This window comes from Rhizobium sp. B230/85, assembly GCF_019355735.1.
GTDB lineage: Bacteria > Pseudomonadota > Alphaproteobacteria > Rhizobiales > Rhizobiaceae > Rhizobium > Rhizobium rhododendri.
In genome coordinates, this window is sequence record NZ_CP072157.1 from 537,198 (window position 1) to 559,901 (window position 22,704).

The following is a 22,704-nucleotide window of genomic DNA, read 5'->3' on the forward strand; positions in this document are numbered from 1 at the left end:
TGTAAAAACAGGGATCATCGCCGAAACAGCCGTTTGATCATCGTGCGTAGCGGCGAATTTTTTTTAGGATTTATCCTGAACTCAACAATGGCTCGCGCAGCACTGTTGGGCAACAGAAATAACACTACGGCGACCAGATATCGAGACAGGGTCTCGACGCTCGAAAATGATTGCGCAATCTGCTGACAATACCGACGAATTAGGGGGAGATCGATACGTTGTCCCTTGAGGATTTGCGCAAAAACCTCATGCTCCACCAGATACAAATAATCAGGCTTCATCTCAAACATCGCGCCGTCCAAGAGTTTTCCGTCCCTGCTCAGCCTTTCAAGATGTGCAAGGCGCAATCGAAATACCCGCATCGTCTTCTCCATCCCGAGGTGAGAACTTGAACCAAACCCAGACATATTGTTATTGTGGATCCTGTATTTTCCCAGAGCTTGATCAATGTGCACCACCCGGCCCTTGAAAGGGGCTGCTAAATAAGCAATGCCATCAATTCCGAAATCGTAGTCGATGGCGCCAATCGTCAGGTACACATCGCGACGGTAAATATTGCCCGAGGTTGGCGGCGTAGGATAATATCCGTGACGATTGATACTCTCGATCATCTTTTGATTGTCGTAATCGGGAGTCAAACGCGGGAAGGCGTCCCCTATCTCTTGTCCCTGTGCATCTATGGGCTGCAGCATGTACTGAATTTTCGTGACATCGGGCTCCAGATAAGGGGACACAGTCAGAAGAGCTTTTTCGTCCAAGATATCGTCGGCATCAAGGAAGAGGACGTATTGACCTCGGGACGCCGCGAGACCGGTCAGGCACGCGGAAATAAAGCCGCGGTTTTCGGTATTAATTCCTATTATTCTGTCTGAATAGCGGCTGATGACACTCCACGATGTGTCGGTCGATCCGTCATTGACCACAATGAGCTCAAAATCAGCAATCGGCTGATTGAGGACACTCTCGATAGCAATGGCCACATAATCTTTATAGTTGTAGCAGGTAATAATGACACTAAAACGCGGCTTGCCGTCGACGATCATTGATCTCACTCCAGGCACACAAACTAACCACGATGGCCACGCTGTCGCTGAGCACCTATGCCATGATCGAGACGTCGCAGCGGACCACGATGTGAACAGAAACGAAATGCAACTCGAACGATGATGGACACGTGGCTTACTCCGGCAGAGATTTCAGTTGGCTTTTCTTCGATCGAAACGCGCAAAGCGATACGACATTGGTGGCGTCGACCTGTGGATGCGAATGCTGATAGTGTGCCCGAAGCAACACGCTTTTCAAATCCGTGCAAGGCAAACCACCTATCGGCTGGTCTGGAATACTTATATTCGGCTTTCCCGGCACATGAGAAAACAACGCGCTTTTCACAGTCGCTCTTCGCACAAGGATCGGGTCAGCCTCATCTTTAATGAGGATGTCGATCATGGAGGCCTGTGAGGCGACCCCTGCTGCGCGCAGCGTGACCTGCTTGATTGACGACCAATAAATAATCTGACCGGAGAAACGGTGGTAGACGATACCGTCGGTCCTCACTGTGAAGAGTGGCTTCCACGGATTTCGTTTGCCCACAGACCACCCCAGGATGCTGAGGAACACACAAAATAGACCTGTCACCCAATGGTTTAGCATATCGCTCTCGCGAAAAAAACCACGCTGCTGAGCCGAAATATTGGCTGTGTAAAAGGCGACGAGCACCGCGCACACAATCACAGATCGCCATAGTTCTCTATAGGAACCGCAATAAATGACGATCTCACCGGGGTGCGTGGCCCCTACCAAAACTGGATCATTTTGTTCAAAGACGGCAGTGCTCAGGGTTATCGATCTGCTAGGACGAATTATGGCCATTGCCTGTCCTTTTCAGTGAAGCCACGCCACGATAACCGCCGAAGGTGTCGAGGACTGTTACAGCGTCAGAAGCTCGGTCTTTCCTTGACCATTTGCGCATCATGACGGTTCAGATGCCATCGGCTGACCTGGCGCGGCGATCGGCAAGGTAAGCGACTTCAACGCGTGCCTGACGGCTGCCGTCAGATAGACGGGTTGGACCGCGTTGCGGTACCGTCCGATGAGATCGCCCGCAATTCGCATCGAAAGTCGTGGACCAGACAGATGAACTCCGCTGATATCCACACCAGATAAGACACGTATGCGAGGCACGGCGACGCCATTGATCAACGAGTCACGCTTCATGCGTGTCCGCCCGAGGGTGGAGACCAGATCATCGTTTGCGGTGTTGCCCCCGACCTTTTTGATGAGCTGGTGCAACTTTCCGCCAACAGGACGTGTATGGCAGACGGTCACGCTGTCAAGAATAGCAACAGATTCGAGCTTTCCGCTGAGTTCAACCGCCAGTTTTGGCCAAACGAAATCCATTCCGAAACCGCTCTTGGAATCCTTTAGACTTTCCAGGGTCTCTGCCAAAATCGCTCGACTGAGCACCGGCACCATAATCTCAACGAAGTTGCTATACCGCAGGTCAAAGCTCGGATGCTGAAGCGTGATCAGATGAGAATAATAGGAATTGCGATCCAAAGACGGCTGATACACCAAGAGGCCATGACTCCGACCCGCAGCGAACAGTCTATTTACATCACTGGTCGTGGCCCTGATATCGTCGTCTGGAAACCAGAAGTACTCATAATTTGTCAGCGTCTCAGGATGCTCTTTAAAAAAGCCATAGATCCCGTCCCACTTCCCGCCCTTGCCGCGATGCACGTAATTTGCTTCAGGAAATAGCTTTGTTTCGTCCGATCCGAAGTAACTTACCGCCACATCGAACTGCCGTCCTTCTCCGCACCAACTGCCATGAAGACTTTGGTCTCCGCAGCGCACTACCGCCAATGTGGGTGCCAATACAGGAGCCACGCAAACCTCCGACCGAATAATATTGGCACAACGTTGGAGATCACACTATCGCACAGTTTTAATATTTCAAGCTTAATTTCCGATTAAAATTGACATAATTCACTCTCCCTCGTATATTAGTCTACACGATGGACAGGAATAATCGTAAAAGGAAGCTTACGTTGCGCTTTTGTTGTTCGGATAGAGCAGCGATAGCGGTCACAAACCCAACTATAAACGCTTATCTGATGAAATGGCGAACTCCACCAATTCATTTAGAAGCGTAAGTCCTGCAATTGCGGAAAGTTGAGCATTCAAGACAGAAATCCCAAGCAACGCAGAATAGATAGCCTTATGAAAATGCACAATTACTCAGAGATGCAGACTGACGACCTCATTAGCAGGTGTGGTGGAGACCCTGGCGCGATCATAATGAGAACGTGTATTGCATCCTGTACCTTCTTTTTCCTTTATTTCAGTTTGTATTTTTATGGCCTAGCTGGAAGCTTGCTTTTTTGGGGCCCCTGTACCTCAGGGGCGCTTACTTGTTTTATTCCATTGGCGGGAATGCAAAGTCGGTTTAAATCGCTATATAGTAGACTTGGTAATGCACTTTTACAGAATTTAATTCCGTTGCCGGGTGCAGTTTGCGAGCGCGCTCCTTCACAACGCTCGGCAGTTCGACGGTTGTCGACGCAGCCCATCTTCAGGCGAGCTTTGCAGCCATCGGGCATTTTCCTGGGCTTGGCTCTCGACCGAGAAGTGCGTGTCTATTCAAGATTGGGCTGGGGCGCAGGTGGGTGCATCCGTCGCGATCATGAGCGGTAACGCAGAGATCCATCGCCATCCCGGCAGCATCGACCACCTCGGTGGAGGTTTGAGTGATCGGGACGATGGCTATGCTGCTTTCTCGAAGCCTCATATTGTTATCGCAAAGTGCCCAAAGAACCTGTTGAGCGCGTGCGGGCTCTGCCATAGACCGCGCTATAGTTTAAATATAGGTTGGTTATGGAAAACCGATCCAAATTCGATGAGGCGCGCCCTTTCATCTGCGACAGCAACTCAGGGTCTCTCAAAAGGATTTCCAATTTTTCCGTCAGATCTTTTGGATCGCCTGGCCGAACCAGAAACCCGGCCCGCCCTTCATCGAGAGCTTCGGGAATACCTCCGACCTCTGTCGCAACGATTGCGCATCCAGCGCTACGGGCTTCGATATTTACGAGCCCTAATGGTTCAGCAAGGGACGCCAGCACAAATATATCCGTTTTAGCTAGCACGGTGGTTGGATTGTTGATCTGACCCAAAAATCTAACGCGACCGCTTAGCCCAAGATTTTCAGCTTGCCTTTCTAACTCGTCTTTGTCGGGACCATCGCCCACAACGCAAAGTGTGATGTCATATTTCGCCGCCAACACAGCGAAAGCGCTGATTAGAAAGTTCACACCTTTTCGCGCATGAAGGCCGCATACCGTCGTTATCAGTATTCCTGGCGGTTTTTCGAATACGGCCTTATCCGGTAGAAGGCTTGTCCTGAAGCCGCCCAGTGTTGCGTTTAGTACCACATCAACCTTACTTTTCTTGAAGCCCATTTCACGAAGGCGGGCCGTATCTGAATTGCTGACCGCAACGATCCTATCGCCAAGTTTCATGATCGACGAATGTTTGTCGAAGGAATTGTGAACGGTCGTGACCAGCCTAGCGTTTGAAAATCTAGTCGCGAAATAACCAAAGATCGCGCCGGCCATCATGTGCGCATGGACAATGTCATACTTACTCCGCCTTACCAGAAGCGAAAGAGAAACAAGCGAAGCCGCCAATTTAAATGGATTTTTGCCGCGCTGCATAAGTTTAATATGATGCGCCCCCATCGCGCTTAGACCCTGTTCGTACTCGCCCCCATGGCTTGCGTAGCCCACAAAGTCACCACTCGCCGCCTGAATGCAGGCTAGATCAACAGCAAGGTGAACGTTTCCATGTCCATGATGACAATGATTGGCCAAATGAAGAATGCGCATTTTCCGATACCCCCCTAGTAATCCGGCACCATTCTGAGGGCAGCACCGTCGGCAATCTTTCAATTGCTACTCCCTTGCAAGATATAAGCTTAAGGTAGTGATTTTGTATACCTTCTTATAATCCACGAAGGAAAGCAGATAACCAGCAAGCCTTACCGCATGCGGCCTCTGTCATGATGACGCAGGGTGAAGGGTGTCCAGGCCATTCAATATCTCCGTTTTTGTCGCAAAATACAAAGAATCTGATTGCCGCCCTTCACTCAACCCCGCATCCGTAACGCCATTCTTGAACAGACACTGAACGACCGAGATCGGATACGACTTGGCTTGCCATTGCAGCCTCGAACGCGCAAGTCCCTGCCACACGGGGTCCGCATCGTTTTCGTGATTGTCAGGTCCAAACACGAACATGCCGCGACCAGTCGTCTGCATGTAAGCTGTTTCTATCATGCACTTTAGAAGGTGCGACGCGGCACCACCGCCGTGATCCTCTGCCGCTGCGGCCTCCATGAAGAACATGATCGGTCCAAACGTAATGCCCATAAAGCGAGCCAGCGTCTTGTCACCGCTGACGTTCCGGGCGGTGAAGCTAAACTTTGAGGTGGTAAGGACCCGGCTCAACGACCGAATGACCAGGCTTGCTCGTGACGTCAAAATACGCTTTTTTTTAAAAAGGCGAAGTCTAGAAAGCTCAAGTGGAACGAGGTCCCAGAAAATCTGCCATTGGCGGCGGATTGCAAAATCAAGGCCTGGATAGGACCGTTCGGCTTTCTGGACATTTCGCCGGGCATTTTTGCTGACCTCCTTGTAAAAAGCATCAAAACTCTCCCACCGCTTGAAATCAATCGCAATCATATCGACTGCCGCTGTCGATATGACGGACACTCCAGGGAGCGCGTGGAGCTCCGCAGATCGGCATTTATCCAGACACCAGTCAGATCCATAGCGATAGTATCCATCTCCCAGATGGCTAAGCACCGCCCGCATCGACAACGACCAAAGATGCCGATAGTCCGGGAGCACCTGAATGGCATCGCAGAACACATGGTCGCTCTTACGAATTCCGACCGCACATTGACCGATTTTCACCTGATCATCGGCGGTACACAATATAATGTCCAGCCGCACCAGTCTCATCAACGGGTTGTAGTCAATCTGCCACATCCGGGATGCATGAAAGGCGCAACGGAAAGACGCTTCGCATCTTTGAGCGAATGCGTCCCAACTGGTGGCTCCCTGTGTAAACGCAAAAACCCGGATTGCCACTGGGCTTTCCTGCAATTTGCGCGACGCGATATACAACTCCTGCGTCAATTCATCCACAACACATTCCTGCATAAAAACAGATGGATAGCTTTTCAGACATTTTAGCCGCGTTCACTGGGAACTAGTTTTGGCTACACATAAGCATGTCAGTGTCATTATTTTAATCGGGTAAGATTAATTACTCATGGAGTCAACCATACCGGAATAACTTTACTCCAAAAATATTGCGAAATGTCAAGTGATGCCTGTTATTCTGGCCGAGATATCTTCCAGCCACCCCATCGAAACCCAATACTCTCTTCTATCGGAAATATTTGCTTTTGCCAGATGATGCGAGCGGCGGGTGGTCGGCCAATCTCTGACAGGGACGGTGTCCGCGCGCCGCGCAGAACGACGCGATCTCTGTGGGCCGCAATAGGTGCTTACTCTCGCAGCTCTTGGAGGACGTAGCGAGATGGAGTTTCGTTCTGCACGAGGGGCATGCCAGATCTCATACTGTTGGCATTTTCAATGCCGTCGCCTTTTATGGGACGTCGATCGAGCAGACATCGCACAAGATGTCTCCTCGTGCGGCTTGGCGCAAGTTTCAAGACGTACGGTCTGCTCTTCCGTGTTGTAGAACACTTTTAGGGTTAGCGATGATCGCACTACTTTGTATTCCCGCCGCAGCGTCGTCGATGTTTGTTCTGCTAGCGGTTTTTGCGCCGAGACTGGCACCATTGGTTGACGACTTCGAGGAGAGCAATGTTCTGCCCTTCAGGAAGCCCCATAGAACCAGTCATCTATCAGACTGACAGGCGTCAAGCGCGAGTTCCGTTGTCCCATTTAGGGAAAGAAAAAGCTAGCGCGGTGAGAGCCTTCTAGACGCTTACGTCGTATTTTCCCTTTGCATTATTTCGCGAATGCGTCGACTGTGGCAGTGAGATAAGGCCTAGGTTTCAACCGCAGATCCACCTTCGAAAAGCGGTGCAAGGTTCGGGGAGCTTCCCTTGATAAGGTGCATCGGATCGTGTCCCGCCGGGTGGTGTAGGTTGTGGAGGGTAGCAAAGGCGAGTGCCCGCGCGCTTCCATAGCGCTGTAGCGGGTGATCGGCTTTGCGGGCGGCCACCAGTGTTTTCCGTTAGGGTCGGGTTGTTGAAGACCAACCTGACGGAAAGATCACCGATGACCAAAGACATGATGGACGTGCGCTCGCTTGTTGAGAAGAGCGCGGATGCAGATTTATTGCGTGAGATGATCGGTTTTGCCGCCGAGCGGCTCATGGAGCTGGAGGTCGGCTCAGCCACAGGTGCCGATTTCGGCGACAAGAACCCGTTGCGGCTTGCTCAGCGCAACGGCTACCGTGACCGTGATTGGGAAACCCGAGCTGGGACCGTGGAGCTTCGCATTCCGAAGCTGCGCAAGGGCAGCTACTTTCCGAGCTTCCTCGAACCCCGCCGCATGGCAGAGAAGGCTCTGACGGCGGTCATCCAGGAAGCTTATATCCAGGGCATCTCGACCCGTTCAGTTGACGACCTGGTCAAGGCCATGGGGATGAGTGGCATATCCAAAAGCCAGGTGAGCCGTCTCTGCGAAGAAATCGACGTTAAGGTGAAAGCGTTCCTCGACAGACCGATCGAAGGCGACTGGCCATATCTATGGGTCGATGCGACCTACCTCAAAGTCCGACGCGGCGGACGGGTTGTCTCTGTCGCTGTCATCATCGCCGTCGGCGTCAACAGTGATGGCCGGCGCGAGGTCCTGGGTATGGAGGTTGGCACGTCAGAAGCCGAACCGATCTGGACGGAATTTCTGCGCAAGTTGAAACGCCGAGGATTGCGCGGCGTCAAGCTTGTCATCTCCGATGCCCATGAAGGTCTCAAAGCGGCCGTGACCAAGGTTCTCAATGCCACCTGGCAGAGGTGCCGGGTTCACTTTATGCGGAACGTCTTGGCGCATGCCGGAAAGAGCGGTCGGCGGGTCGTCTCCGCCTTCATCGCAACGGCCTTTGCCCAGGAAACACCGGAGGCGGCCAGCGCTCAATGGCGTAGTGTCGCCGACCAGATCAGGCCGAAAGTGCCAAAACTTGCCACCATCATGGACGATGCCGAAGACGATGTTCTGGCCTACATGACCTTCCCGAGAGAGCACCGGGCAAAGCTACACTCGACCAATCCGATCGAGCGTCTCAACGGCGAAATCAAGCGCCGCACTGATGTGGTCGGTATCTTTCCCAACGACGAGGCAATCGTCCGTCTTGTCGGGGCGCTGCTGCTCGAACAGAACGATGAATGGGCCGTGCAGCGCGCCCGGTACATGACCCTTGAGACCATGGCCCAAATGAGCGATGATCCCCAAATCAGTTTGCCAGCAGTGGCTCGCTGATATCCCCTCCGACCTCAGTCGGAAAGCACGGCAATCAGCCGCGACCTACACCACGTCCAGGGGCACGATCGTGCATCGCCCCAGCCGGTCTCGTAACCCTTACCATCTGCCTTTTCATTCAGTTATCTACAGTCGCTGCGTGGGGAGGTAGAGCTAGCCCGGCTTGTCTTTATTCGATGGTTGACGCCCCAGGTCGGGTACTTTGCATTCATGCCGGAAGCTTGAACCGCGACATTTGCAGCGCGATGGAAACCTTTGCGACGAGAAGCCAGCTACCGCCTGACTTCTTTGCACGTCTAATATGGCGCGAAAGCCGTTTTAGGGCGGAAGCAATCAGCCCAAAGGGTGCTCAGGGCATAGCGCAGTTCATGCCGGCTACCGCAGCGCTTCGTGGTCTGAAGGACAGCTTTGATGTGTTGGAGGCCCTCCGGGCTTCATCCCAATATTTGATGAAGCTTCGGACCCGCTTCGGTAATCTTGGACTCGCAGCTGCAGCCTATAATGCTGGAGAGCAGCGTGTTTCGACATTCCTGCTTGTCGGAGGCTTACCGTTGGAATCCAGGAACTATGTTTTTGGGATCACGGGGCACACCGCAGACGAGTGGAGGCGCTCGCCGAGCGACCTGATCCTTCCGCCACTTGACGAACACCGCGCGTTCATGGATGCCTGCGTCGCGCTTGCTGCCACACGACGTCTCGTGGAGCCAGCAGATCAATCTGAAGGTGTTTGGATGCCGTGGGGAGCACAATTGGCAGCAGCACCAAATAGTGTGACTGCGCGGGCGTTATTTACACGGATCTCTGCCAGGTTGCCGGCCCCTTTAAACACGGAGGCACCTTTGATTCTGCGCAAGATAGATCGGGATTTTGGATATAAACCGCGCTATTCTGCTCGAATAGGAAGGACGCAGCGTAGAGATGCGGAAGACGCCTGCAAAATTGTGGAGCGCGCCGGTTTTCCATGTTTGGTGTTCAAGAACTTTTAATGCATGAACGCGTAGAAATCCTGAGCTAGCGTGCGCAACGAACAGCATCTCGTGCGTTTGCACGGGATATGACCGGGCGACCAACGCTCTGGAATAGCCAAGGTTGGCATGCGCCACCTGCAGCTCTGTTCGCTCGCTTCCAATGATCGCCCAGTCCTCCGACAAAACGAACTGAAATGCTTCGCCAGGCGCGAACGTTCCAGCCAATCGCCTGCAGCTCGATCTGCAAAGCGGCGCTCCACTTGCAAGCGAACGCTGCACTGGATTGTACTGGCCTTCATAACCAAGGCTCGTCAGTTCGGCGTCGAACTGCTTCAGGGTCCGCAGCCTCTTAGGCGATGCGGCGAGCTTCGTTAATGTCGTCGTCGAAGACCTCGGCAAGTATGTCGAGAATTTTTAAGACCGGCTCAGAATTGCATGAGTAATAGACATTTCGCGCATCACGGCGCCTCTGGACGAGATTGGCGCTCCGAAGCTTTGCGAGATGTTGTGACAGAACAGACTGGCTGAGGCCGATGGTTTTGGCGAGATCCCCCACAGACATCTCGGTTCGGCAAAGTATATCGAGAATATGGAGTCTGTTGGCGTTCGCCATAGCATCGAGAAGCGCGGCGGCCTCCTGGATGTTCAAAACAGATTGGTATCGTCTCGTAGCCATAGACATCCTATCCTATCCTATCCAATCCTAATCTGCAGGCAGCCAATCTCATGATTGTTGCTTTCCCCGCGCGAAACGCGCAATGATCACCAACCTGACGCGACGCAAACATTATAAATCTTACATTAAACTCCACTTTAATAAGTGAGAGTTTTCACATGCCTCGCGTGAATTAATTTACGTCTATTCAATCGAATGAGACTTGCGCCGCCTCGATAATCCGGGCGGCGGCCTTGTGGTTAAGGAACTGCGTCCAGAGACTCATGCATTGCTAATCAAATGGTCTTCAGCGATCGGGATGTCAATCGAGCTGTCAGAGTTGGTGCTCTCCTGGAGCGCTTACCGAAACAGTCAACGCCAACGGCATTCTGGAACCGTCCCGATCGGCAAAGGTTGGTGCACAGGTCACGGGGTAATTATAGGCCGTCCACGCCTCGCTTGGAGAAGAAGTCAAGGAAGGAGATCTGATCGCCGAAGTCGAATCTCTGCAGGAGCAGAACGAGCTGCGGCAGGCAAAGGCGTCGCTGGCAGAAGCGCGCCAGTATCAACTGGAAAAGGCCAAGCGCGGGAATACGGGACCAAGGAAAGGGCATAGCTTAATTCTCGAAAATGTTGGCCTACGCGGTCATCAGGAGGAGCTAGTTCGAAGATGATCAAGCCACATGCGAAAGTGCCCGCAACATCCGGATGATCGTCTGGTCCAGCGGCGGATCAACGGGCAGCGTTTGCGAGGAGAGCTTGACGATGACTGTTTCGTGCGCCGGATCGACCCATATCCATTGGCCGTGTATGCCGATGGCGGCAATTTCGCCGCCGCCTGTTTCGTACCAACAGTTGCGGTAGCTACCTTCGGGAAACAGATCCGCCTGGTCGCCGTTCTTCCAGGCCATGCGGTTGCCGTCGGTCCAGAGGCCGGCAATGAAAGCCTCGGCGACAATGCCGCTGCCTCCGGTTCGCACCAGCTCGCCCAGGCGGGCGAGATCTCGAGCCGTGGCCGAGATGCCGCCGGCGGCCCGTGCCGTACCGATGCGATCGACGGTGACCATGGCATCCGATCTTGCGCCCATCGGCCGCCACAGGTGCCCGCCCATCAAGGTGGCAAAGCGGTCGCCGCCGGCGCGCTCCAGTACGATGCCGGCAAGGTCGGTATCTGGGGAGCGGTAGGCATGCTTTTCGCCGTGTTCGCCCTCTCCCTTGCCTATGGTGCAGATGAAACTCTTGAGGTCCAATGCGGGGTCTTCCACCTTGTCCGGGTTCCAGCCAGTCGACCGTCGGTAGCGGTCGAAGCCGCCGCTGCTGTCGAGATAATCCTCGATGAAATCGGTGCTGATCTCCATGTCGAACAATTGTTGAACGGTGGCGTCCGCATAGGCCGAGCCAGCGACCTCCGGCATGTAGTCGACGATCGGCCTGTCGAAGGAGAGGAGGCCCTTGCCGGCCAAAACCCCTGCCAATAGGCCCGTTAGCGACTTGGACACGGAGAAGATGATGTGCGGCTGCGCCGGGTTTCGATGCGGAGCCAACCATTCCGCGACGATCCGGCCCCCCCGCATGACGACAAGTTGGTCCGTTTCGCTCTTCTGAAGAAAGGCTTCTAGCGATCGCGCGTCAGCGTCCGCTTCGCCGAAATTAAGGTCTGACAGCTCCCCGAGAGATAAAGCGCTGTCCTCTCGGTGCCTGTTGGCGATAATCGTAGCGGAGGGCACGATCTCGCTGACATTCTGGAAAGACCAGCGCGAGTGCGGCGCGTTCCGCCAGTTTGCCAGTGTCACATCGGAGCGCTTGAACTGCATCCTAATCACTTTCGAAACCGGTCAATACGCCGACGGCGTTGGTGCCAATTTCAGCAACCGCATAGCCGCCTTCCATCACGAAAAGTGTCGGCAGGCCAAGCTGAGCAATCCGCTTGCCGATTTTTGGATAGTCCTCCGTCTTCAGCTTGAACTTGCTGATCGGGTCCTTCTCGAACGTATCTACGCCGAGAGAAATCACCACGGCATCGGGCGCGTAGTCTGCAAGCCTCTTGCAGGCGTCATCAAGCGACTGGCTCCAACGCGCCCAGTCGGTACCGAAACGCATGGGATAATTGAGATTGTAGCCTTCCCCATCGCCCGCCCCTCGCTCGTCGGCATGACCGAGAAAGTAAGGATATTCCTGCAATGGGTCTGCATGCAGGCTGATGACCTGCATATCGGCACAGGCGTAGAAGATCTCCTGCGTGCCGTTGCCGTGGTGGTAATCCACGTCGAGGATCGACACGCGCCTGGCTCCCTTGTCGCGCAAGGACTGTGCTGCAACAGCGGCGTTGTTAATATAGCAATAGCCGCCCATGAAGCCCGCGCCCGCATGGTGGCCGGGCGGGCGGCAGAGGGCGAAGGCTGCCCTTTCGCCAGCATGGACGAGGCCTGCTGCCGTCAGAGCGACATCATGCGACGACTTAATGGCATCCCAGGAGCCTTCAACGATGCCGCAGCCGGCGTCGAAGGAATAGTATCCGAGCAGCCCGTCGATGGATTCCGGCGGCACGTCGCCGCGCAGGCCGCGGGTTGGCCAGGTGAAGGGCAAAGCTGTTCCATCCCGTCCTTCCGACGTCCAGCGGCTCCAGATGGTTGGTAGGAAGTCGAGATAGTCGCTGCGATGGACGCGGCGCGCAGTCGTCAGGTCATGCTCCTCGGGCGGTATGACTGGACCAAGGGCAACCGCCTGCACTTGGGCCCAGACATATTCGGCGCGCGAGACGAGTTCAAAGCCGGGCACGATGGCACCGGCAACCAGCTCCAGTTGCTCGGCATGCCCGCGATGGCGAGGAGAGAATACGGTTTTCATGAGAGATCCGTCGGCATGGGTTAATGCGAAGCCTACTTCTGCAGCTCGGTCCAGATCTTGGTATAGAGGGCCTGGACGTCAGGGGGGCACGTCTGCGACGGCACACCGACAGAGGCGAATTGCGCGGGCATTTCAATTTCCGGCGCGCCCTTCATATCGGCCGGCATATAATTTTCCGAGCCGGCGATGCCGTTGGCATAGCGGTGGAAACCGGAGTTCATACCGGCATTCTGCGGGTCCATCATGAAGTTCTGGAAGAGCTTGGCATTCTCGGCATTCTTGGCGTCCTTCAGCACGGCCAAATTGTCGCTCCAGTTGACGAAACCTTCCTTCGGATAGCCGAACTTGATGGCCGGGTTTTTCAGCCGTTGGCGAAAGGCAGAGCCATTCCAGTCGCTCGATGCGGCGAAGTCGCCGGAGCCCATCTTCTCGATGGTTCCGTATTCCATCGCCACCCAGTCAGGTTTCGCCTTGATCAGCGTGTCGCGCACTTTTTTGAGGATGGTGAGATCGCCGGTGCACTTCTTGCCGCCATTGTAAAGCACGGCGGCATCGATGACGTCAGTCATTTCCGGCACCACATTTACCTTGCCCTTCAGTTCGGCAGGGGTATCGAAGATGATGCCCCAGGTATTGATGTCACCCTTGTAGACGTCCGTGTTCACGACGGTGCCGACAACGCCCATTGCCCAAGGCACTGTGTATTTGCGGCCGGGGTCGAAATCTGGATTTGTCCATTCCTTGGCGACGTTCTTGAAGTTCTCCATCTTGCCTGGGTCGGTCTCGAGCAGGAGACCTTCCGAAATCCAGATCGGGATATAGTTCTGCGACGGCACCACCATGTCGAAACCGGAGCCGCCCTGACGAACCTTGGCGAGCGCCGTGTCGTTGGAATCATAGTCGGTGATCGTCACCTTGACCTTGTAGGTGTCCTCAAACTTCTTGATCATTTCGGGACTGGTGTAATTGCCCCAGTTGTAGATGTTGAGCTGGCCATCCGCCCACGCCAGGCCGGACTGCGCAAAGACTGCGACCGTTATGGCCAGGCTTGCAAGAATATGTTTCATGGTGCTGTTCCCTTCCTTGTTGTTAGACACGTTTTCGGCTCACGACGAAGAAGACGATGACGACGCAGATGGACATGAGGAGAAATAGCGCCGAGATTGCATTCATTTCAGGGGTGATGGTGCGGCGGATCTGGCCAAGCATATAGGTCGGCAGCGTATCCTGCCCGGCCGATTTGACGAATTCGGTAATGACGACATCGTCCAGCGAAATCACGAAGGCGAGCATGAAGCCCGCAAGAATACCCTGCCACAGCAATGGCAGCGTGATGTAGCGGAAAGCATTCCATGGCGTCGCGTAAAGATCGGCGGCAGCCTTCTCCAACGTGCTATCCATGTTTTCGAGCCGGGCCCGAATTGGTAGATAGGCGAAGGGAACGCAGAAGGCGGTGTGGGCGGCAATCAGGTAGCCGAGGCCGGTATAGCCGGTCCAGATCTTGATGCGGGCAAAGAAAATCAGCAGCGCCACCGCCGTGACGATTTCCGGGACCATCAGCGGCTGGTTGATGAAGGCGTATTTCAGCGTCAGGCCGCGATAGGGATCGGTTCGTGTTGTCGCAATGGCTGCCATGGTGGCGGCGACCGTTGCTGCAGTGGCGGCGATCGCGGCAATCTGCAGCGAGCGGAGTGAGGCATCGACGACCTGCTGGTTGTCGAACGCCTTCCAGAACCAGCGGAGCGATACGCCCTGGAAGGACGACAGCGAATCCGCCGAGTTGAATGCATAGAAAACGAGGACGACGATCGGCAGATAGAGAGCGAAGAAGCAGGCGATCGCGATCGTCGTGAAGCCGCGCTGGCGCTGGACGGAAAATCTTCTAGCCATGGCGGCTCCCCTGCGACCCGACATTGCGGACATAGACGAGCAGCGCCGCGGTGACGATCAGCATCAGTGTGATGGACAGCGCCGAGCCGAGCGGCCAGTTTCGGCCCTGGCCGAATTGCAGCTCGATCAGGTTTCCGAGCATGAGGTTCTTGCCGCCGCCGAGGATGCTTGGCGTCACATAGGCGCCGAGGGCGGGGATGAACACAAGGATCGAGCCTGCGATCAGGCCGGGCTTGGCGAGGGGAATGATGATCTTCGTCAGCACCCTGAACGGGGTTGCGTAGAGGTCGTAAGCCGCCTCGACCAGCCGGAAATCGAGCTTTTCGAGGTTTGCGTAGACTGGCAGCACCATGAGCGGCAAATAGACATAGACCATGCCGGTGAGGATAGCGCCATCGGTGAACAGCATCTGGATGGGAGCCGAGATCACCCTGAGCCTCATCAAAACGCCGTTGATCAGCCCATCATTGCGGATGATCTGCAGCACCGCGAAGGTACGGATGAGCAGGTTGGTCCAGAACGGAATGGTAATCAGCAACAACCACATTTCCCGTGTCCGCTCCGGCCGCGTCGCAATGAAATATGCGGTCGGAAAGCCGACAAGCAGTGTGACGACTGTTGTTACCAGCGACAGCATCACCGAACGCATCAGGATCGAGACATGAGCATCCGCGATCGACAGCGTCTCGGTGAACATGTCCCGTTCCAAGAAGACGCCGATCCAGCCGTCCACGGAAGGTTGCCATAGCACGTCGCCATAGGGACCGGGGCTCAGAAAGGAATAGAGCACCACGATCAGCAGGGGGCCGGTTGCCGCAGCGAGCACGATCAACAGCGCCGGTAGCGAAAGCAGCCATCGCTTGCGGATCTCCCGCCTTCGTTCGGCGTCGTTGGTGCCCGCCTGGGTGCCCGGTTGCGTCATCTCAGTTCCTCAGGACGCGGGCGGCGTTCGCTTCGAGCAGTATGCGGACCTTGTCCCCGATGGCAAAGCGCTGCCGCTGCAGCGGCTTGTTCTGTTCCCGGAGCATGAACTGCGTCTCTCCGTCCTGGAGGCGGACGTGATAATGCGTGTCGGTGCCGAAATAGACGATGTTCTCCAGCGTGCCTGTGGTTTGGCATGGCGCAGGATCATCGGCTGGCGAGAGGCAGGCATGTTCCGGTCGCAAGACGACGGTCACTTCACCCTCCTGCGCGATGTCCGCCGGCAGGGTCGCTGAAATCACGCCTGCCATGGCGGTTTCGACCTGTGCAATGCCGCCCTCGACGCTGCTGATCCGGCCGCGCAGAAAATTTGTCTCGCCGATGAAGTCCGCCACGAACCGGTCCGTCGGCGCATCATAGATCGCGCGCGGCGTATCCACCTGCAGGATCTTGCCCGCCGACATGACGGCGATGCGATCCGACATGGTGAGCGCCTCCTCCTGATCATGCGTGACGAAGATGAAGGTGATGCCGGTCTCGGCCTGCAGGCGCTTGAGCTCAATCTGCATGTCCTTGCGCAGCTTGAAGTCGAGGGCCGAAAGCGGCTCGTCCAGCAGGAGCACTTTCGGCTGCGGCGCCAGCGCACGCGCGAGTGCCACGCGCTGCTGCTGCCCGCCGGAAATCTGGCTCGTCCGCCGGTCGGCAAGCTTTTCCATGCGCACCAGCTTCAGCATGGTGGCGACGCGGTCGCGCACCTCCTGCTTCGGCCGGCCCAGCATGGTGAGGCCGAAGCCGATATTCTCGGCCACCGTCATGTGCGGGAAGAGCGCGTAGCTCTGAAACACCGTGTTGATCGGACGCTTGAACGGTGGCATGCTGGCGATGTCTTCCCCGTTCAAGACGATCTCGCCTGATGTCGGAAACTCGAAGCCTGCGATCAGCCGCAGCAGCGTGGTCTTGCCGCATCCGGACGGTCCCAGAAGGGTGAAGAACTCGTTCTTCCGGATCGATATGGATGCATGGTCAACGGCCGAGAAGGCAAATTCACCGAACCCGAATACTTTCACGACGTCCCGGATTTCCACCGCATTCGATTCCGCCATCTGCGGCACACTCACCGTTGCTATTAAGTTGCTGTTCCCTGCCTTTTTGGCTTTGTGGTAGGTGACCACAGCGCCTGCGGATTAACAATATGTTTCTATTTGAGCAGCACTTTTTTTTCGTCGGCCGAGAACGTCAAACGTCCGCCACATATGGTTTTCAACGCGCCCAGGCTGTGCAGCTTATCCGGCGTCACATTTTCGATGTCCCCGTCGAGCACCACGATATCTGCCAGATAACCAACCCTGATCCTGCCTTTTCGATCATCCTTAAATTCGGCATAGGCGCCTTCCACGCAATAGGCCGACAAGGCCTCCATGAGCGAGAAGGATTGATCGGGATCGTCCTCGGCCCAGGGCTTGCGGGTGACGGCTGCCTCAATGCCAATCAGCGGGCTGATCGGCGAGACCGGCCAGTCGGATGCAAAACAGACAGGCGCGCAAGCCTCTTTTAACGTCCGCCAGGCATAGCTTAACGGCCAGCGCTCCCGCCCAATGCGAGAGACCGTAGGCTCCAGCGGTACCCCGGCACAGCCCGGCGGATGCGGCGGCTGCATGGAGGCAATGACGCCAAGCTCCGCGAAACGAGGAACGTCGTCGGCATGCACCACTTCGATATGTTCAACGCGGTGGCGGCTGTCACGCGGGCCGTTCTGCTCTCGAGCAGCCGCGTAGCCGTCGAGCACGGCGCGCACCGCGCCATCGCCAATGGCATGCACGGCAATCTGCAGCCCACGGCGATCGGCCTCGATTGCCACCTCACGGAATTGCTCCCGAGTGAACAGGCCTTCCCCGCAATCGCCAGGCCTGTCGGCATAGGGTTCGACCATCACCGCGGTCCAGCTGTCCAGCACGCCATCAAAAAAAACCTTGACGACACCGGAAGACAGCCAGTCACTATTGAAGCGCCGGGCAAGTTCTGAGGCCTTTTCCAGCATGTCGATCGACATGAAATTCTTGAAATGGAACGGAATGACCACCCGGCATGGCAGACTGCCGTCCTGCGCCTCGATCGCTGCGAGCACTTCCAGCTGGTAAAGATTGCCGTCCATGTTCTGGATCGTGGTGATGCCATGCTGCGCACAGTAACAGAGCCCGCGTCGCATCACCGCGAGGTCCTTCTCCCATTCTGTCTGGTTCGGATAAGGGTCCGGTTCGCCGCCGGTGCTGAGCCCCAAGCGACAGCGGTCGAAGCCACCGGCCTTTTGTAGCGGACTGAAGGCCTCCATCTCGCGCAGCTCCCCGGTCGCCATGCCGTCTGGGTCCATGACAACCTCGTTGCCGGGACCGAGCTTGGCACCATGGAGGATGCCGACCAGTTGCAGAGCGCTCGTATTGGCCCATGCCGTGTGATGATCCGGCGCAAACAGCACGAGCGGCTGGTCTGCCAGTATGGCGTCGAGATGGTGCCGCGTCAGTCGCTCTTTCGGGCCGAGGATCGTGTAGTCAGCCCCCTGTCCAAAGAGCACCGTCTCTTCCGTTCGGGTCGCGGCATAGGCTTGGACCGCCTTCGTCAGCGCGGCCAAGCCTGCGACGCCGGAGAGCTGGAGATGATCCAGCTCCGCCGCACCTGAAAACAAGTGCATGTGATTCTCCGAGAAACCGGGAAGCACGGTATTGCTCAGGGCGTCGATCACCTCGGTGTCCTCGCCCCGCAGTTCCTCGATCTCAGCCTGACTGCCCACCGCGACGATGCGCCCGTCCGCCAATGCCACTGCCTCGGCATGCGGACTGCTCTCGTCGAGCGTCAGCACGCGTGCGTTGACGATGATGATATCTGCCTGGGTCATGGGATATGTCTCATTGATCCGAGTGGGCGGGAGGCCCAGCTAATCTGATCCGGCCCCGGAGTTCAACCGGGTCGTCGGCCGTGCGGTGACGCTTTTACCACCCTTCGTCCAGCCCCCGCTCCAGCATGTCGTCGAAGAAATAGGCACCTGGCACGCAAGGCAGAGCGGCGGGTTGATCTTCAGCACGTTGAGGTCATCGCCGGTTGGCTGCAGGATCACGCCGAGCTGCAGCAGCCGGTCGCATATGGCCGCCGTTTCGCCCGTGGCCGGCGCCAGGGTCTCGCGATAGCGCACGAATTCCAGCCCCAGATAGAGGCGCATGCCATGCACGGCGCCGAGCCAGGGGAAGCGCTGGCCAAGTGCCTCCAGCGGTCGCCTCAGATGGTCGCCGACCATGCGCGCATTCTCCTGCAACCCTTCGTCCCGCATGATATCGAGCACCGTCATGCCGACGACGCAGATGACGGGACTGCCGCGTGAGGAGGAGAAAAAATAGCCCTCTTTTTCCAGCGCATCGGCGATCACGCGGGTGGTGAGCTGAGAATCCAAAATGTCGTAGACGTCCTTCATCCGGCTATTCGCCCGCCCCAGCGCCAATATCGCCTGGAATTTCTCGGCAATGGCGGTTTCGCGCGCGTAGCCAAGCAGCCGGGGCATGGGGAAGTCCAGCATCGATGGATAGTCCAACTCTTCGGCACCAGGTTCCACCGCATCACCAAAGTCGATGTCGATCGCCAGACTAATCCGGGCGCCGCCGATTGCTGCCGTCGTAGACCGCCATACTCCACCCCTTCGCGGATACGATCGACACGACGCGCATCGACGTGAAACTCCACACCGTCAGCCGCACCCCCCGCCCGGATATCCCGAAACGTCGCAAGCATCAGCTCCGCGCTCGTCCTCAGAAATGCGCTGAGCGTTTTCGATCCGGCGATCTGCATCTGGCGGCGCGTAACTCTGCGGGCGTTGATCAGGACTGGACATCAAATAGCGAGCAGGTGTTTTTTGAAGTCTGATGCCGGAAAACTCACACGCCTTGTCTACCACTGGAACTCTCGGCGGTCTTCTTACTTCGCCGCTGTTATCGGTTCCTTGATCTAACAATTTGGAATTTATTGCTCCTCTTGGAAGAAATGCGTAGACTGCTAAAAATTCTCATTGATTATCGCTCTGTCGATTTTCGAGTATTTGCCGTCTTTTCATCTGACGTTAAAAGAACGAGGGAAGGAGGATCTCGGCCGGAATGACCGTTTCAGATCTTGAACCCTTCAACGCCATGCGCAAGCGGAGCCTTTACGAGGAACTTTACAACCAATTGAAAGATGACATCTTAGGCGGACGCGTCTCCACTGGTACCGTCTTGCTGGAAGGCCCTCTCGCCGAACTTCTGGGCAGCAGCCGAGCTCCTGTCCGCCAAGCTCTAAGGCTCCTTGCAGCAGATGGCCTCATTAACCGCTTCGAAGGCCGCGGTTTTGTCGTCGGCCCGGCTGGAACCAAGATAAAGCGCGTCAATATCTCAGAAAGCCTCGGACACCTCGTTGATGCGCAGGACAGGCCTTTGTTTGCATGGCAGGCACTTTACGAGGATGTGGAGCGAATCGTTGTCCATCGATCTTTTTTCGGGCGTTTTCGTATCAACGAGTTGGAGCTGGCCCGTTGCTACGGGGTCGGTCGCACCGTCGCTCGAGATGTGCTTCTCAAACTGGAAACCCTGGGTATCACGGAAAAGGATGACAGCTTCCGTTGGTCTATTGTTCCCCTGGACAGCCGCCGCATCACCGATCTTTACGAAGTCCGCGAGCAAGTCGAGCCATTGGCGCTTGCACGCGCCATGGATGCGGTGCCGGACGATCATATCGACAGGATGCTAACGCGCCTTTCGCAGACGCTCGAGACCTATCCCAATGTTTCGTCCGCGATTATGTATGATCTTGAACTGGATTTGCATGTTCGCAGCATCCAGCCCTGCCCGAACAAGGAGCTTCTCAGTATCCTGCAGCGCACCCACTGCATTCTCACGCTGAGCAAGCACGTGCTCGGTATCCAGATGGAGATGCCAGAATACGAACCCTTTCTGGCCGAGCATATCACCGTTTTCCGCATGATGCGCCGTCGCGACAAGGATGGGCTGATGCTGGCCATGCGCAGCCATATCCACGGGTCCAAATCTAAGGTTGTCGAGCGAGCCGCGACCGTGCGGCAAACTTGTCAGCCGGACGATTGCAGCTTCATCGTTTGATCTATTCGCTGGTCAGGTCACCGCGCCGACCTGCCACGGAACAAATTCGTTGTCGCCGTAATCGTAGATTTCGCTCCGTGTCTTCTTGCCCGATGCGACGGCAATGATGTCTTCGAATATCCGCTCTCCCGCAGCCTCAATCGTATCCTCGCCGGTAACAATGCCACCGCAGTTGATATCCATATCCTCCTGCATATGTTCATACATTTCGCTGTCGGTGGCAATCTTGATGCAGGGAGCAGGCTTGAAGCCGGAGACGGAACCGCGGCCGGTCGTGAAACAAATGACATTGCAGCCGCCGGCCACCTGGCCCGTTACCGCGACGGGATCGTATCCGGGCGTATCCATGAAGACTAAGCCGGGTTCAGTGACGATTTCGGCATACTCGTAGACGGCCTTCAACGGCATGGTGCCGCCCTTAGCAACGGCGCCCAATGACTTTTCGAGGATTGTTGTCAATCCGCCCAGTTTGTTGCCGTGCGATGGATTATTGTTGAGTTCAGCGCCGTTTCGCTTTGTGTAATCACGCCACCAATCAATCCGCGACAGCAGCTTTTCTGCGACGGCCGGGGTTGCAGCACGACTGGTCAGCAGATGCTCGGCGCCATAGATTTCCGGCGTTTCAGCGAGGACCGAAGTGCCGCCATTGCGCACGATTAGGTCGGATGCGTACCCCAGCGCCGGGTTTGCGGAAATGCCGGAATAACCGTCAGAACCACCGCATTCCAGCGCCACTTTCAGGCCGGAAAGGGGTTGTTGCGTGCGTTTCGCAGCGTTCACCTCCGGCAGCATGTCGTGTATCATCTCGCTGGCCGCCGCGATCGTCTTGCGTGTGCCGCCGAGGTGCTGGATCGTCATGGTGCGCAAGCGCTTGCCTTCCTCCAGCTTGAAGTGTTCGAGGATCGGGCCGATCTGGTTGGTTTCGCAGCCAAGTCCGATCATCAGGATTCCGCCGAAATTGGGGTGCCGCGCATAACCTTGCAGAGTGCGGATCAGCATGAGGTAGCCTTCTGCCTTGGTATTGATCGCACAGCCGCCGCCATGGGTTAGCGCAACGACACCATCGACATTGTCGTAACCTTCAAGCCCACCAGTCCGGTTGAAGTGCTCTGCAATCGCCTTGGAAACCGTAGCAGAACAGTTCACCGTTGTGATGATGCCGATGAAGTTGCGTGTGCCGATGCCGCCTACGCCACGATCAAAGCCCAAGAACGTGCGGCGCGCCGTCTCGGGCAGCATGCCCCTTTCCTCGATATCGACGCTGAACTGGTGCTGATGCTCGGATTCGATGACGGCAAGATTGTGGAGGTGCACATGACCGCCGGCTGGAATGAATTGCGTCGCAATCCCTATCGACTGGCCGAACTTTCGGATTTCTTGACCGGCCGGGATGTCACGTACTGCGATCTTGTGACCACGCGGGATCTGATCTGCTGCGACAAGGCCGTCAATGCCAGTCGCTGCGCCAGCCCTCACCATGGCACGCGCCACGCCTACGTCGTCAAGGGCGTTGAGAAGGATCACCGGTGAGTTCGAAAGGGGCATGGCTGCCTTCTAGAAACAGTTTCAAATAATGACTTTTGCAGGCAATAAGCAATCATGTTAGATCACTGTCGTCAAGAAAAATTGGGAGACGAGCTTGATGGGAGGGCATCTTGGGCTAGCAGTTCAATTTTGGCTTTCTCCCGACTACCGGCCCCTGCTCATCGATCGCGCATTGCGCACGCTCTGGTAATCACCATTAGGCATCCTTTGCAGATCATCTTCGGTGCTGGTTGCGG

At 56.0% G+C, this 22,704-nt stretch carries 17 protein-coding genes and 3 pseudogenes; 3 read left to right on the forward strand and 17 right to left on the reverse strand.

What is annotated here, in order from left to right; genetic code table 11:
* Nucleotides 1-14: 14 nt before the first annotated feature.
* The 5 genes from J5289_RS20590 to J5289_RS20610 all read right to left on the reverse strand — a co-directional run bounded on the left by J5289_RS20590 (nt 15) and on the right by J5289_RS20610 (nt 6,206).
* On the reverse strand, nt 15-1,043 hold the full coding sequence (locus tag J5289_RS20590) for a glycosyltransferase family 2 protein (protein ID WP_209186112.1): 1,029 nt from the start codon (nt 1,041-1,043) through the stop codon (nt 15-17).
* Nucleotides 1,044-1,179: 136 nt separating this feature from the next.
* Nucleotides 1,180-1,869: a hypothetical protein gene (locus J5289_RS20595; protein ID WP_209186111.1), complete on the reverse strand. Its 690-nt coding sequence runs from the start codon at nt 1,867-1,869 to the stop codon at nt 1,180-1,182.
* A gap of 99 nt (nt 1,870-1,968) precedes the next feature.
* Nucleotides 1,969-2,889, reverse strand: a complete 921-nt coding sequence (locus tag J5289_RS20600) for a DUF707 domain-containing protein (RefSeq protein WP_209186110.1) — start codon at nt 2,887-2,889, stop codon at nt 1,969-1,971.
* A gap of 905 nt (nt 2,890-3,794) precedes the next feature.
* Nucleotides 3,795-4,883: a glycosyltransferase gene (locus J5289_RS20605; RefSeq protein ID WP_209186109.1), complete on the reverse strand. Its 1,089-nt coding sequence runs from the start codon at nt 4,881-4,883 to the stop codon at nt 3,795-3,797.
* Between the two features lie 171 nt (nt 4,884-5,054).
* Complete coding sequence (locus tag J5289_RS20610) at nt 5,055-6,206, reverse strand: hypothetical protein (protein ID WP_209207422.1); 1,152 nt, start codon at nt 6,204-6,206, stop codon at nt 5,055-5,057.
* Between the two features lie 1,107 nt (nt 6,207-7,313).
* On the opposite strand from J5289_RS20610, the gene J5289_RS20615 reads away from it, so the two are divergent.
* Both J5289_RS20615 and J5289_RS20620 read left to right on the forward strand, forming a co-directional pair.
* On the forward strand, nt 7,314-8,513 hold the full coding sequence (locus tag J5289_RS20615; protein ID WP_209207809.1) for an IS256 family transposase: 1,200 nt from the start codon (nt 7,314-7,316) through the stop codon (nt 8,511-8,513).
* 221 nt (nt 8,514-8,734) lie between these two features.
* Nucleotides 8,735-9,499: a lytic transglycosylase domain-containing protein gene (locus tag J5289_RS20620; RefSeq protein ID WP_244615416.1), complete on the forward strand. Its 765-nt coding sequence runs from the start codon at nt 8,735-8,737 to the stop codon at nt 9,497-9,499.
* 30 nt (nt 9,500-9,529) lie between these two features.
* Here the strand turns inward: J5289_RS20620 and J5289_RS29930 are convergent.
* From J5289_RS29930 to J5289_RS29935, 11 genes and pseudogenes are all read right to left on the reverse strand, one after another.
* A pseudogene (locus tag J5289_RS29930) lies at nt 9,530-9,697 on the reverse strand (IS21 family transposase); the annotation flags it as partial.
* A 133-nt stretch (nt 9,698-9,830) separates the two neighbouring features.
* A complete protein-coding gene (locus tag J5289_RS20625; protein WP_209207421.1) occupies nt 9,831-10,157 on the reverse strand; it encodes a helix-turn-helix transcriptional regulator in 327 nt (108 codons plus the stop codon).
* A 653-nt stretch (nt 10,158-10,810) separates the two neighbouring features.
* Complete coding sequence (locus J5289_RS20635; protein ID WP_209207419.1) at nt 10,811-11,950, reverse strand: serine hydrolase; 1,140 nt, start codon at nt 11,948-11,950, stop codon at nt 10,811-10,813.
* Nucleotide 11,951: 1 nt separating this feature from the next.
* Nucleotides 11,952-12,983, reverse strand: coding sequence for a histone deacetylase family protein (locus J5289_RS20640; RefSeq protein ID WP_209207418.1), 1,032 nt, complete (start codon nt 12,981-12,983; stop codon nt 11,952-11,954).
* A gap of 32 nt (nt 12,984-13,015) precedes the next feature.
* Nucleotides 13,016-14,050: an extracellular solute-binding protein gene (locus J5289_RS20645; protein ID WP_209207417.1), complete on the reverse strand. Its 1,035-nt coding sequence runs from the start codon at nt 14,048-14,050 to the stop codon at nt 13,016-13,018.
* 22 nt (nt 14,051-14,072) lie between these two features.
* Nucleotides 14,073-14,873, reverse strand: coding sequence for an ABC transporter permease (locus tag J5289_RS20650; RefSeq protein WP_209207416.1), 801 nt, complete (start codon nt 14,871-14,873; stop codon nt 14,073-14,075).
* A complete protein-coding gene (locus J5289_RS20655) occupies nt 14,866-15,795 on the reverse strand; it encodes an ABC transporter permease (protein ID WP_209207415.1) in 930 nt (309 codons plus the stop codon). The genes J5289_RS20650 and J5289_RS20655 overlap by 8 nt, the downstream gene beginning before the upstream one ends.
* A gap of 1 nt (nt 15,796) precedes the next feature.
* Nucleotides 15,797-16,906: an ABC transporter ATP-binding protein gene (locus J5289_RS20660; protein ID WP_374108612.1), complete on the reverse strand. Its 1,110-nt coding sequence runs from the start codon at nt 16,904-16,906 to the stop codon at nt 15,797-15,799.
* Between the two features lie 86 nt (nt 16,907-16,992).
* Nucleotides 16,993-18,684, reverse strand: a complete 1,692-nt coding sequence (locus J5289_RS20665) for an amidohydrolase (RefSeq protein WP_209207413.1) — start codon at nt 18,682-18,684, stop codon at nt 16,993-16,995.
* A gap of 94 nt (nt 18,685-18,778) precedes the next feature.
* Nucleotides 18,779-19,218 (reverse strand): annotated as a pseudogene (locus tag J5289_RS20670) (aminotransferase class III-fold pyridoxal phosphate-dependent enzyme); the annotation flags it as partial.
* A gap of 72 nt (nt 19,219-19,290) precedes the next feature.
* Nucleotides 19,291-19,443: pseudogene (locus J5289_RS29935) on the reverse strand (nucleotidyl transferase AbiEii/AbiGii toxin family protein); the annotation flags it as partial.
* Between the two features lie 484 nt (nt 19,444-19,927).
* Between J5289_RS29935 and J5289_RS20675 the strand changes: the two are divergent.
* Entirely contained in the window at nt 19,928-20,923 is a 996-nt protein-coding gene (locus tag J5289_RS20675) for a GntR family transcriptional regulator (RefSeq protein ID WP_209207412.1), read from the forward strand.
* Nucleotides 20,924-20,935: 12 nt separating this feature from the next.
* Here J5289_RS20675 and J5289_RS20680 read toward each other — a convergent pair whose 3' ends face one another.
* Entirely contained in the window at nt 20,936-22,468 is a 1,533-nt protein-coding gene (locus tag J5289_RS20680; protein ID WP_209207411.1) for a UxaA family hydrolase, read from the reverse strand.
* Nucleotides 22,469-22,704 lie beyond the last annotated feature (236 nt).